The organism is Vibrio sp. MED222 (genome assembly GCF_000153005.1).
Lineage (GTDB): Bacteria > Pseudomonadota > Gammaproteobacteria > Enterobacterales > Vibrionaceae > Vibrio > Vibrio tasmaniensis_A.
The window spans coordinates 248210-261130 of record NZ_CH902606.1; the positions used below are offsets into that span (position 1 = coordinate 248210).

Annotated in this window: 11 protein-coding genes; 5 read left to right on the plus strand and 6 right to left on the minus strand. The window is 45.4% G+C overall.

Annotated elements, in window-relative coordinates:
* The first annotated feature begins 195 nt into the window (after positions 1-195).
* The 4 genes from MED222_RS20125 (at position 196) to MED222_RS20110 (ending at position 6323) form a co-directional block, all read left to right on the plus strand.
* A complete protein-coding gene (locus MED222_RS20125; protein ID WP_009844937.1) occupies positions 196-1791 on the plus strand; it encodes a BCCT family transporter in 1596 nt (531 codons plus the stop codon).
* A gap of 278 nt (positions 1792-2069) precedes the next feature.
* On the plus strand, positions 2070-3911 hold the full coding sequence (locus MED222_RS20120; protein ID WP_009844938.1) for a hypothetical protein: 1842 nt from the start codon (positions 2070-2072) through the stop codon (positions 3909-3911).
* A complete protein-coding gene (locus MED222_RS20115) occupies positions 3908-4645 on the plus strand; it encodes a DUF3726 domain-containing protein (RefSeq protein ID WP_009844939.1) in 738 nt (245 codons plus the stop codon). The genes MED222_RS20120 and MED222_RS20115 overlap by 4 nt, the downstream gene beginning before the upstream one ends.
* Before the next feature lie 385 nt (positions 4646-5030).
* Entirely contained in the window at positions 5031-6323 is a 1293-nt protein-coding gene (locus MED222_RS20110; protein ID WP_009844940.1) for an alpha/beta fold hydrolase, read from the plus strand.
* A gap of 211 nt (positions 6324-6534) precedes the next feature.
* On the opposite strand, the gene MED222_RS20105 is transcribed toward MED222_RS20110, so the two are convergent.
* The 6 genes from MED222_RS20105 to MED222_RS20080 all read right to left on the minus strand — a co-directional run bounded on the left by MED222_RS20105 (position 6535) and on the right by MED222_RS20080 (position 12082).
* The gene (locus tag MED222_RS20105; protein ID WP_004730424.1) at positions 6535-6717 is read right to left on the minus strand and encodes a hypothetical protein; all 183 of its coding nucleotides are present in this window, start codon (positions 6715-6717) and stop codon (positions 6535-6537) included.
* A gap of 264 nt (positions 6718-6981) precedes the next feature.
* A complete protein-coding gene (locus MED222_RS20100) occupies positions 6982-7209 on the minus strand; it encodes a PAS factor family protein (RefSeq protein ID WP_004730426.1) in 228 nt (75 codons plus the stop codon).
* Positions 7210-7478: 269 nt separating this feature from the next.
* Positions 7479-9635, minus strand: a complete 2157-nt coding sequence (locus MED222_RS20095; RefSeq protein WP_009844941.1) for a c-type cytochrome — start codon at positions 9633-9635, stop codon at positions 7479-7481.
* Entirely contained in the window at positions 9632-10246 is a 615-nt protein-coding gene (locus tag MED222_RS20090) for a cbb3-type cytochrome c oxidase subunit II (RefSeq protein WP_009844942.1), read from the minus strand. Before MED222_RS20090 ends, MED222_RS20095 begins: the two co-directional genes overlap by 4 nt.
* Positions 10247-11671, minus strand: coding sequence for a cytochrome-c oxidase, cbb3-type subunit I (gene ccoN, locus MED222_RS20085; protein WP_009844943.1), 1425 nt, complete (start codon positions 11669-11671; stop codon positions 10247-10249).
* Positions 11672-11695: 24 nt separating this feature from the next.
* Complete coding sequence (locus tag MED222_RS20080; RefSeq protein WP_009844944.1) at positions 11696-12082, minus strand: c-type cytochrome; 387 nt, start codon at positions 12080-12082, stop codon at positions 11696-11698.
* A gap of 367 nt (positions 12083-12449) precedes the next feature.
* Here MED222_RS20080 and MED222_RS20075 point away from each other — a divergent pair, with 367 nt between their 5' ends.
* A complete protein-coding gene (locus MED222_RS20075) occupies positions 12450-12917 on the plus strand; it encodes a hypothetical protein (RefSeq protein WP_012600765.1) in 468 nt (155 codons plus the stop codon).
* The last annotated feature ends 4 nt before the right edge of the window (positions 12918-12921 follow it).

Here is a 12921-nt window from a genome sequence, read left to right on the forward strand (position 1 = left end):
TCTAATAAACGTTCATTTAGACGTGCTGTTTTAACCAATTTCACTATTCAAAAGGAACAACGGTCTATTTCGCAACGCGGTAACCCAAACATGGATTAGCCTGCCCAACACAAAAAACAATAGGGCAGGTGTTAAATACACCTCTTGTAGTCATCATTAAAGTGATAGCTGCAAAGAAACCTCTGGAGTCAGAGTATGTCTGATTTAACCAATAGCGTGAAATCTTCAAACGTAAATGCGGGTCAAGCAAACACAGCAAGCAAAAATACACAGTCTGAATCTACTTCAGACAAATTAGGACTAACCAACCCAGCACTATGGTACAGCGGCGGCTTTATTGCTCTGTTCGTAGCCCTTGCTTTATTTGATGGCGAGCTGTTATCAAGCCTAGTAAACACGGGTTTTGCTTGGTCTGTAAAAGTGTTCGGTCCTTATTGGCAAATGCTTCTTCTTCTGACTTTTCTTATTGGTCTTGGCCTAGCGGTAGGGCGAACAGGCAAGGTTATCCTAGGTGGCATCGATAAGCCTGAGATGGATGGCTTTCGCTGGATGGCAATCATCTTCTGTACACTACTTGCGGGTGGCGGCGTATTTTGGGCGGCAGCAGAGCCTATCGCGCACTATGTGAGCCCACCTCCGTTGTACGGCGCACAAGAAAATGCACAACAAGGCGCAGTGAATGCTCTGTCACAATCATTCATGCACTGGGGTTTTCTTGCATGGGCAATCGTTGGTAGCTTAACGTCTATCGTGGTTATGCACCTTCACTACGACAAAGGCTTACCGCTTAAACCTCGTATTCTTCTTTACCCTGTATTAGGTGAAAGAGCTCTGAAAGGCCATACAGGCGCATTGATTGATGCATGTTGTATTGTTGCAGTAGCAGCGGGCACCATCGGTCCGATTGGCTTCTTAGGCTTGCAAGTCAGCTACGCTCTGAATGAACTGTTTGGTATTCCAGATGGCTTCACAACTCAGCTGATCATCATCTTGTTCGCTATCGTTCTTTACACATTGTCGGCATTAAGTGGTCTTAACCGCGGGATGCAAATGCTAAGCCGTTACAACGTAATTTTAGCAATGGCATTGATGGTCTACATTCTGATCTTCGGCCCAACAAACTTCATTTTCAATGGCTACATCCAAGGTGTAGGCAGCATGATAGACAACTTCATCCCAATGGCAACATACCGTGGTGACGAAGGTTGGTTGAGCTGGTGGACAGTGTTTTTCTGGGGTTGGTTCTTAGGTTACGGCCCAATGATGGCAATCTTCATCGCACGTATTTCACGCGGCCGTAGTATTCGCCAGTTGGTTTCAACCATCAGTCTTATTGCACCGTTCGTAACATGTTTCTGGTTCACCATTGTTGGCGGTTCTGGCCTTGCGTTTGAAATTGCAGACCCAGGCAGCGTAAGTAAAGCGTTCGAAGGCTTTAATTTACCTGGCGCGCTACTGGCAGTAACTCAGCAACTACCAATGCCAATGCTTATCTCTATTCTGTTCTTGATCTTGACGACGATCTTCATCGTAACGACAGGTGACTCAATGACTTACACCATCAGTGTGGTAGTCAGTGGTGAGACAGAGCCTAACGCAATTATTCGTACTTTCTGGGGTGTGATGATGGGGGTAACAGCATTGATTCTGATTTCCCTAGGTTCAGGCGGAATCTCTGCGCTGCAATCGTTCATTGTAATCACAGCGGTACCGGTGTCCATAATCTTACTGCCATCGCTTTGGAATGCGCCTCAAATCGCAATCAAGATGGCGAAAGAACAAGGTTTTTAAAGAACAAGTTTTTTAAAGAGCAGATTTTGTAAAGAAAAGGGCTCTGTAAGACAAGAGCTCTGTAAAAAAGAAACTGATTGAATAAGAACAAATCAGCCTTCGAAAGAAGGCTGATGCAAAAATTCCGAAAGGAACAGCAAAACTGTACTGGTGAAGATACACCGGACGGCAAAGTATTTAGGTCAATCGATCTAGTCAGGACAAATAATAAGGGGCGAGCTCGCTGGCCCCACATAACGTGAAAGCTAACCAGCATACTGTAATAACGAATGCTTCAAATGACGGCAACGATCGGTTCTGAATGGCTAGCAAAATCCTATAACTATAAGGTGGTGAGCAAAATGGATGCACATCGTTCTACCTACACTGAATCAGCATTACGTGACGCGACTGTCGTCATGGCACCGGAAAGGCTAGGTGCGATGCACCAAACACGCATCAGCTTCGTGAGAACTCTGATTCGTAAAATGGCGCAGCAAGAGTGGAAAGTGACGAAACATGAGTGGCAATTAGACGCCCAAGGTTTTGGTCATGTTATCTATAAGCTAGCGACGCCAAACCATGTTTATCATTTGGTTGTTTTTTGCGATGAAATTGCAGATGACGAACGAAATGACCGTGTAATTGCTGAAAAGTGGGACGTAACGTTTGCGCTTGTTCTTGGTGATGTTGATGTCACCCTACTTGAAAGACTTCGTGCGAATGTACCGCTTCAAGAAGCCGGCCGTAATCCAAATAACGTACTTGTTTTAGCGCGTGCAAACAAAAGTGTACGTGTGTTTGAACATATCGTTAGTCACCTGGCGAAAGGTGTTCAACCAACGCCAAAAGAACTCGCTGAAGTAGGCTACATCCTACGAACCACTGCCGTTTATGGTAATGGCAAATTTGGCATTGCAGACTTTAAAATCTTAGAGAAAAATGAAGATTTTAATCAGTCATTTAGTGCGCAAATGTGTGCAGTTTATATGCTGCGTGAGTTCAGCCTAGATTGGGTTCATTACCTAGCCGAACAACAGGGCGGTGAACAAGCGATTACCTTGCATCGAGGATTACAACGTTACCTTGGTGTTGGTAATGCGACTGGTTTAGGTATGGCGCCATACCTGATTAACCACCCTAGTATTGTCGATCAGTGGATGACAACCCGTGAACATGCATTGGCGGACGTGTTGTCCAGTCAGACTGATACGGCGTTGATCGAGCCACTACGTACCTTAGTTAAAAAAGCGATTTGTCATTTAGAACAAGTCGTTACCATCAATGAAACACAGCAAGAGCTGAACAAAGCCGCTGTTGATGATTTGAAGCACACAGAACAATCATTAGAAGCTTCTGTCAGCCTGTGCGATACATGGGCACAGTTAGTCGAACAATCTAAGCACATGAGTATGGAAGCCCAAGAAATCCTTATCTCATGCTTGATGGAATTGTACCCAGAATTAGTGGACGCCCATCAAGAGCAAATGAATTGCAGCGAAACACTGTCGCTTCCTAGCGGCAAAAAGATTCAAGACCTTCTTGTTGTACTAGAAGAGAAGTATCGCTGGGCGATCACGACCGACTTTACAAAAGCAGAGAACAACTACTGGTTCTGGTATCGCTCTCAAGACAAAGAAGAGCCAAGACTCGGTGTTCGAGGTGAAGAGCTGGGTGAAGAGCGTGAACTGCCGTTGGATATTGGTCGTCAAGCTTACCGTTTGTACCATGCTTTATTGCAATTCGCGCCTGAGCTTTCATTGGCTGAGTTCCTTGTTAAACAGCCGCAACACCGTGCAATTGCGCGCCGTGTGTGGACGCTAGGTAACAAAGCGATGGGCGACATTCAAATGAATGTACTTCATCAAGATTCGCCGCCAATGCACTTGCTGCGTTGCAAGCTTGCCATGTTTGGTGCGACTAAGTTTGATCCTCGCTCAGACCGTTGGGTGCGAGTGACGTTTTTCCAAGGTGCGCCACTGCTTGATGAGATTCATCAGGATGAATGGGTGTTCCCAATATTACCAAGTGCAGCTGAACTGTCTGGTTCGCAAAATGTTTCAATTCACAGCGCAGATGCTTGCGGTACAGATATTTACAGCGCAAATGCGAAAGGCCAACATGGAGGTAAATCGTTATGATCGTTTCTCACAATGAACTGGTAGCGGCCGTCAATAAAGCCTTTTTAGGTATGCGTCGTACATGTGGTGAAGCTGATGTGATAGCGAACATGGTGGCAGATTTACAAATGGTCGGTTTGGATGGTGTTCGTCATTTTAACAGTGCGAGCAATTTCATCGGGCTAGAAGACGACCGCCCTGTCGATATTCAAGTGCGCAGCGATAACACTGTTGAAGTCGACCTGCACAAGGCGAGTTTGGCGTGTCATCTTCCTGTGATTATGGACTATTCGATTGAAAAAATGGTTGGTAAGAAGACGCTGAAAATTGAGCTAAATAACTGCCACAACCGTTGGCTAGCATACAGCGAGCTTGTAAAACTGGCTGCGAAAGGTATCGCGTGCATGGCACGTTGGGATAACGGCTCTAACCCTAAGAGCACCTTGTATGTGCTTAATCGTGGTTGCGTTGCACCAGAACTGTTTTTATCAGATTTGCCACTGGCATCGTACGAACATATCCACAATATGACCATCGAACTTTCCGTCCAGGATTTCGATATCGAACGTTTGTCAGATGGCTACCAAACACACATTGAATCGGAAGCGCTTTTTAAAACTCAAGAGAAAGCATGGAACGATGGCATTGAGGTGGATGATGGAGAGTGGGCGGCACTGAAAGAGACCGCTACCGCAATTTTAGTTCAGAGCAGCGAACGCTCGACTCAAGGTGCCGGTGAACTGACGGCTTCGTAGTCGCTCGATTTATAAGGTTCATTAGAACTAACAGGTTCGATAGATTAACGGCAAATAAGCGAGTTAGTTTATCAACACAGATAAAACCAAAGAGCTTAACGTATCCTCACCTCGTTAAGCTCTTTTTATTTGCCTCGCGCTTTGGATTTTCTTTACCTCATTCTTTTGCTCTCTCGCTGGATCAGCCTCTTCTAAACTGACTGTTTTGACACACGCTGTTACCCGTTGAGAGGTAATTGAACAATTAAACGAAGCACGTTCACATTCATGTTAAACAAACGGTTTCATTTACAAGCTACTATGCGTATCTTGCTCATATGGGTGCCAAAGGGCGCCATTTTTATTCGTACCAATGACTTTAGAATCAGATAAAAAGGAATGAAGCGTGCAAGCTAACTTTATTGATGGAACCACCCTGTATCGTCAGCACTCTTTCGAGTTGCCACTTGATTATCAAGCCAAAGATGGACAACAGATCCAAGTCTTCGCACGTGAGCTAGTTGATCTCGCTAAAGATGCGCAAGAGCTGCCGTGGTTGATCTACTTTCAAGGCGGCCCAGGTTTTCCTTCTCCACGGGTGAGCGGTCAATCTGGTTGGCTAAAGCGTGCATTACAAAACTATCGTGTTCTGCTTCTGGACCAACGTGGTACAGGCAACAGCACGGTTATCAGTCATGAAACGTTGGCGCACCTTTCTCCAGAACAACAAGTCGAGTACTTAACGCATTTCAGAGCCGACAATATCGTTCGTGACGCTGAAGCGATTCGTGAGCAGTTTGGTGTTAAACAATGGTCTACGATTGGCCAAAGCTTTGGTGGCTTCTGTACACTGAGCTACTTGTCATTGTTCCCACAAAGTCTACAGCGCTGTTATGTAACGGGTGGTATTCCGTCTATTGAACGCGAAGCTGATGATGTTTATCGTGCGACTTACAAGCGTGTAGAAGATAAAAACAGAGCCTTTTTTGCTCAGTTCCCACAAGCACAAGCTATGTGTCGCGAGATCTCTGATTACCTGCTCAACAACGATGTGAGACTGCCAAACGGTCAGGTGTTTACAGTTGAACAGTTCCAGCTGATTGGTATTAACCTTGGTGGCGGAGAAGCGAATCTGCCGATGTATTTCACATTGGAGAGTGCGTTTGTTGAAGTGAGCGGAAGCAAGCAGTTAAGCTACAGCTTCTTAAATCAAATGCAGCAAGAGCAGGGCTACCTAACGAACCCAATCTACGCGATTTTGCATGAATCGATTTACTGCCAAGGTGCAGCGTCTAACTGGTCTGCACACCGAGTACGCGAGCAGTACCCACACTTTAACTACCAATCGGGTAGCGAGTTCTGGTTTACCGGAGAAATGGTGTACCCATGGATGTTCGACCAACTAGAAACGCTGAAGCCATTACGTGAAGCGGCAAACATGTTGGCTGAGAAATCAGATTGGGGTTCTTTGTATAACGCAGAGCAACTGAGCAAGAATACGGTTCCGATGGCATGTGCGGTTTATGCGGATGATATGTATGTAGAGCTGGATTACAGCCGTGAAACGCTAGCCAATATTCCAAATTCGAAAGCGTGGATCACCAACGAGTACGAACACAATGGCTTGCGAGTCGATGGTGAACGAATTGTAGATAAATTAATGACGATGGTCGAAGCGTTAGAGAACCTGCCAAAATAGTCAAACTCTCTGCTTAGGTTATCTACGTTAGAAGCTATCGATGTTAGAAGCTCTCTACGTTAGAGACAAGATACGTTAGAAACAAGAAAACGCTGCATCCGTGCAGCGTTTTTTTTATGTCATCAAACTCTGTTTTTCTCAGTATCGTATTGATAACTAAAGCGAGTAAAGCAGAGAATTTAAGAACCGGGAGGGATAGTTCCTAAACTCATTAAGGTTGGATGACGATATCTTGATTTTCAGTGGTCGATAAGCTGGCGCGGTTCTGTTCGATAAGTTGAGCCGCATAAGAGGGAGTCACAGCTTGAATTTCGCCTTTTGAACGAATAGTTAGTGCTTCCCACGCATGATCACGGTATTTGCCTGTTTGTGTATATTCAATAAGTACTCTCATGATTCTTCCATCCGATGTGTGGTTAACGTGCTACTAACATTAGCGCCATTGTTGAGGTTGCACACCTGTTAAAAATGGAACATAAGATTAACCAAATGAGAATGCGTGTAACTTGAAAAACAGGCCCAACTGCACTTATCTTACTTAACCGTATTTATCGTAACTAACGGCGTTTATCGTAACCAACCGTCCTTATCGTAAATAGCGTCCATAAAAAAACGCTGCACAATGGCAGCGTTAAAGTTGAGATAGGTTGAAGGTTGTTTAGCTGTTTTCTAAGCCAACAATCTTGCGTGCAGACATCACTGCACTATCCAAGTCGGTCAATCTACCAGCACTTGCTGGACCAAGAACTGATGAATATAAAGCCAACTGCTTCTCAAATGATAAATCTAATTGGTTATATAGATTTTGGCGGATTTGAGCGTGTTGCTGTGGCTTTGCGCTCGACAGGCCTTCCAACGTATCGTAGATGAGTGTAGTTGTATCCATAACTGTCCTTAGTACATCTTTAGAAAATTTTGCGTATTATGCACTTGGTGTCATCTTTGTTCTGCGAGATTGATCGCATTATGTGCAGCTCTGCTTAATTGTGTAATCAGTTAGTTACAATTGTGTTGTACGGCAAAGTGTCGAAAACTCGGGTTATGGTAAAAAGAAAAGGAGACGCACTGGTCTCCTTTGGGTTTATTAATCAATATTAAAACTTACTTGCTACTTGCTACTTGCTACTTGCTGAGCTAATCGAATACGTCGAGAACCTAGCGAATGTTAATGTTCTTATCTCGATTTTCGTACATTTCAGGTGTGGTGTGTAATCCTCCAGCGTAACCTGCTGCTTCAAGTGTTTCTCTTACCTCTCGAACGTGCTCCGCCGTTACTGGTTTCTCTCTATCTCCAAGGTGCAATCGCACGAAGGTGATCAACTCAGCCAACCTTTGATCCGACAGCACATCTTCAAAGCTTGCCATTGGCATGAAGTTTCTGTCTTTGTCGAGATAGGTGGGTTGTAGGCCGCGCACGGTTACCGCGATGGTGTTGAATGGATCGCTGTGCATGATAATGCCGTTATTCAACAGCGTAGGGGCGATAGGGTCGCGACCTTTACCATCGTCACCATGACACGCTCCACACGTTTGGCGATACGTGGTGTAAATATCAGTCGCGTAAGAGTCTTCATCAAACCCTTTGGGCTGCAACGGAACGGCGTCACTGCTGATGGTGTTGTTGATGTCACCACTGAGTAGGTAATAGGACATCGACTCGATATCTTCACGCGTCATCAAGCTTAGGCTGTTTTTTACTACGTCTGCCATGCCCGCAAAAGCAGTCCCTTTGTCTGAGTGACCCGTGTGTAAGAAATCGGTCAGTGTCGCTTCATCCCAACCATCGACATACAGCTCGTTGGCCGTGATATCGGGCGCATTCCAACCGTCAATCAAGTTACCTTGGAAAATACGTTCGGGTATCAGAGCTTGAGCAATGTTTCGAGGGGTATGGCACTCAGAGCAGTGTCCAAGACCAGCAACCCAATATTTCCCTTGTTGCCATTTCTCAACGTTTTCGACTTCCGATTTAAGTTCTTCAGGCACTTGATAGTCAATCGGGTCGGTATCCATGAACACAATGTTCCACCCGAGCAGACCTAGACGTATATTCGAGGGAAACATCATGCTGTTGTCGTCATTGCGGCGAGGCACCGCGGTGATTGACTGCATGTACTCCCACAAGTCGAGCATGTCTTGGTCGGTGAGGTATTGATAAGAGGTGTAAGGCATTGCAGGGTACAGGTAACCATTCTTACCTTTGCCTGCAACTAACGCGGCTCGGAAATTATCAAAATCGTAAGTACCAATACCTTCCGTTGTATGGGGTGTAATATTGGTTGAATATACGGTGCCGAAAGGGGTCACAAACGGCAGGCCGCCAGCAAAAGGTTCGCCACCTTCGGCACTATGACACGCGACACAGTCACCGGCATAAGCGAGGTATTCACCACGTTCAACAGACTGAGCTTCTAGGTTCGCGAGTCTTTGCTGCTGCTCTGAGCCCGCATGTCGAATGTAAGCACCCAGTGCGAGTATCTCGTTTTCCGTAAGCTGTTTATCAAACGCAGGCATCAGGTTGTTCAAGCCTTTGTTGATAGTGTGCTGAATTTCTTCAATACTGCCGCCATGCAGCCAAATATCGTCGGAAAGATCAGGGACGCCGATCGCCGGATTCGCGATAGAACCATCGGCGTGACAAGATGAACAGTATTTTGCAAACAGCTCTTTGCCGACTTTGACTTTCACCTCTGGAACATCGGTATGGCGTTGATTGAGCGAAGCTAAGTAGTAAGAAACCTTAGCCACTTCATCGGGGCGCATTATCTCGCTCCAACCCGGCATCGCGCCATTTCGCCCTTTGGCGATCGAATGAATGATCGCTTCATCACTACCACCATATAGCCATTCTTGGTCAATAAGGTTAGGGAAGTGTTTCTGACCTTGAGCGTTGTCGCGGTGACAAGCCGCGCAGTGAGTTTGGAACAAGATTTGTCCGCTGTTTACTATTTCGGGTATGCCAGACAATCCTTCGAGGGTGGTTTCCGTTGTTTGAGAGAATTGCTCGTTTAACGTTGTGCTGGGTGAGCTGAGTTTGTCGTCACTTTGCTTCCAATCGACTAACCCTTCCCATTCACCAAGCCCGGGGTAGAGCACCAAATAGCCAGCAGACAATAGAAAGGCAATAGCATAGCTAACAAAGAGTAGTTTTGGCGGTGGCGCATCTTTTTCTTCAATCCCATCAAAAGTGCCAAGGGTGTGGTCTTGATCGGCTTGGTGATTGCTACGCCAATATTTAACGACAACAGACACCATAAGAACGAAGAAGATTAAGGTTAAAATTACCGCCCATAGATTCCAAAATGCACTCATTGTGATACCTCCTGTGACGTATCTTTACCAAGGCTTTGTAGATAGCGGATCAGAGCTTCACCTTTGGTTTTTCCTCTTACTTGTAATCTGGCGTCACCTATTTCTTGGTCAGTATAAGGAACGCCAAGTATGCGGAGGGTTTCCATTTTGTCGCTTATGTCGTCGCCTGACAGAGTCTGTTCAAATAACCAAGGGTAGGCGGGCATGATCGATGTCGGTACGACTTTTCGAGGGTCAATTAAGTGAATAGCATGCCACTGGTCAGAATACTTTCTCCCTAAATTAGTGAGGTCCGGACCCGTGCGCTTAGAACCCCACAAGTTAGGAAATTCGTAGATGTCGTCTGCTTCTTTGTTGGGACGACCATTACGTTTCACTTCAGGCTCTAGAGGGCGAACCATTTGTGTATGGCACACATGACAGCCTTCACTGATGTAGATGTCTCGTCCTGCTAACTCTATCGGTGTGAGTGGCATCGCTAAGCTGCCTTTGGCAATATCATCGCCACGGACAATGCTTGGCACTACCCAGACCAACAGAGAGAAGGAGGCCACGACAACAGTGGTCAAAATTAAAATGACGATTGAATGTGTAAAGTCTTTACTCATCATTTAAGCCCCCTCATTAACGGAGTGTTTAGCGTTATGTACTACTGGCATACGAACGGTTTTGTACAAGTTGAAAGCCAATAAGAACAATCCAAGTACAAACAGCGCGCCACCAAAGAAACGCATGAATAGCCAAGGTGCTTTAAAGTCCATAGCCTCTACAAAACTGTAAATCAGTTCGCCATTTTCATTTTGAGCGAGCCACATATATCCCTCGCCGATGCCTGCGATCCAAAGTGCTATCGCATAGATGGCGACGCCAGCATGAGCGAGCCAAAAGTGCCATTTAATCAGTCGTCGTGACCATAGTTCGGTTTGGCCCCATAAGCGTGGAATGAAATAGTAAAAAACCGCTATCCCTGACATTCCAACCCATCCGAGAGCCGCGGAATGTACGTGCCCGATGATCCATTCGGTGTTGTGTGCCACCATGTTGAACCAGCGAATAGCGAGTAGCGGACCTTCGAATGTTGCCAAGCAGTAGTAAAGAATCGCTGAGAAAAAGAATAAAAGAATGTAGTCGGACTTCAGCTTTTCTTTGTTTTGTAGGAGGGTCATTGCGCTATTAAACGCACCGGCCCAAGAAGGGAGCCACAGGATCAATGACATCACGATTCCGATGTTCTGAATCCAGATGGGAACGGAAGAGTAGACTAAGTGGTGCGTTCCGGCCCAGGTGTAAAAGCCGACCAACCCCCAGAAATGGATCACAGACAAGCGGTACGAGTAGATAGGTCGGTCCGCTGCTTTGGGTATGAAATAGTAATTCATACCAATCACACCAGCGGTCAGCAAGAAGCCGACGGCATTATGTCCCCACCACCATTGAACAATCGCATCTTGAGCGCCTGCAAACACAGAGTAGGACTTCATCGCCAACACAGGCATCGCGAGGTTGTTCACGATGAAAATCATTGCAACGACGATGATGAAAGCAGCAAAGAACCAGTTAGCCACGAAGATATGGCTGACCTTTCGTTTAGCAAGGGTGCCAAAGAACAACACCGCATACAGCACCCAAACCAACACAATCATCAAGTCGATTGGCCACTCAAGCTCCGCATACTCTTTTGAGCTGGTGTGGCCTGCGGGTAAGGAAATGATCGCAAGCAATAGAATAAATTGCCATCCCCAAAATACCATCCATGAAAGGCTTTTATTGAACAACTCACAATGGCCTGTTCGCTGGGCAATGTACAAAGATGTCCCCATCAAGATGTTCACGACGAACCCGTAAATCACCCCAGATGTATGTAGCGGGCGCAGTCGACCAAACTGGAAATATTGAGAATCGAAGTTTAAGACTGGCCAATACAATTGCGCGGCGAGAATCACCCCGATGATCATACCTACGATTGCCCACACTAAAGACGCGATGATGAAGTACTTAACGACCTTAATGTTGTATTGCGGTGTCACTTGTTCCATAACAAGGCTCCTTGCCTAAAGCTTTTATTCGCTGACTGAATTTGATTCGTTGAGTGAGTTTGAATCGTTGCCGAGCATCGAATAGAAATAGGAAATGTCGCGGATGTCTTGGTCTGAAAGTGTGTCGGCTTGTTGCTGCATGAGAATTGCCAAACCACTGGTTCTTTCCCTTGTCTGATAGTCTTTTAACGAGGAAATGAGATATCCCACCTTTTGACCGCGAAGGTTCGGGTAAGGGTCTTGTGTTGAGATACCATCAACGCCATGACAGGTCATACACACCTTGGCTTTTTGTTTTCCTAACTCGAACTGCTCGTCGTTGGATTCTGCGTAAACTGGATTCATGACAGCCGTCATTAGCAGAATGGAAAGTGCGGTTATGGGGTTAAACTTTTGCTTATTTAATCTCATTACGTATTCCCTTATTGAAGAAAAGAGCGAGTGCTTGATGACCCTCAGAAAACACTCACCTTGGTGTAAAGGTTATGCATGCATAAGCGTTCTCGCTACTTACTGACTCATATTTATTGTCAATTTTGTTAGTCAGTACGTATTCAGTGGCAAGATTGGATTACTCATTGCCTTTAAAACGCAGGGATTACTTGTATGAACGCTAATTAAAGTCTTATTTAGACAAGGAGAAGGTGTTGTTCGCACCTGGTTACAGGAATGAAACATTATTTGAGAAAGGTTCGAACTGCATCATTGAGAAAATAGGCAATGTCTAAGCAAGTCAAATGACTAATATGAACTAGACTCAAATTAGTGACCTTTTAAAATGGAGTTTAAAATGAGAGCTGCACTTCTGTTTATCCTTTCACTGTGTTCATTTTCTATTTTTGCAGCATCGGAACTGACAATATTCGATCACTTAGGGCAAAAGCATCAATTCAGTCGAGAACAACTGTTATTGCTTCCTCAAAAAGAAATCACCACGTCATTACCTTGGCTGGATGGAGAATTGGTTTATAGTGGTGTGGCCTTACAAACGGTGCTTGAAACTATGGATTTACCCATGGCCTCGCAGGTAACTTTTGTTGCACTAAACGATTATAAAATAGCGGTGCCCAAAGAAGACTTTGACGACTACCAGCCGATCATTGCGATTAAACAAAATGGCCAATTTATGTCAGTCAGAGAAAAAGGTCCGTACTGGTTGATATATCCACTTTCTTCGACTCCAGACATTGATAACACTGACTTCCATGCCAAGATGATCTGGCAGATACGCGATATTCATTTGTAAGGAC

Bases quoted from the DNA above. Each gene is read 5' to 3' on its own strand.
- MED222_RS20125 (WP_009844937.1), top strand. From the start codon at position 196: ATGTCTGATTTAACCAATAGCGTGAAATCTTCAAACGTAAATGCGGGT.
- MED222_RS20120 (WP_009844938.1), top strand. From the start codon at position 2,070: ATGACGGCAACGATCGGTTCTGAATGGCTAGCAAAATCCTATAACTAT.
- MED222_RS20115 (WP_009844939.1), top strand. From the start codon at position 3,908: ATGATCGTTTCTCACAATGAACTGGTAGCGGCCGTCAATAAAGCCTTT.
- MED222_RS20105 (WP_004730424.1), bottom strand. From the start codon at position 6,717: ATGAGAGTACTTATTGAATATACACAAACAGGCAAATACCGTGATCAT.
- MED222_RS20100 (WP_004730426.1), bottom strand. From the start codon at position 7,209: ATGGATACAACTACACTCATCTACGATACGTTGGAAGGCCTGTCGAGC.
- MED222_RS20095 (WP_009844941.1), bottom strand. From the start codon at position 9,635: ATGAGTGCATTTTGGAATCTATGGGCGGTAATTTTAACCTTAATCTTC.
- MED222_RS20090 (WP_009844942.1), bottom strand. From the start codon at position 10,246: ATGATGAGTAAAGACTTTACACATTCAATCGTCATTTTAATTTTGACC.
- ccoN (WP_009844943.1), bottom strand. From the start codon at position 11,671: ATGGAACAAGTGACACCGCAATACAACATTAAGGTCGTTAAGTACTTC.
- MED222_RS20080 (WP_009844944.1), bottom strand. From the start codon at position 12,082: ATGAGATTAAATAAGCAAAAGTTTAACCCCATAACCGCACTTTCCATT.
- MED222_RS20075 (WP_012600765.1), top strand. From the start codon at position 12,450: ATGGAGTTTAAAATGAGAGCTGCACTTCTGTTTATCCTTTCACTGTGT.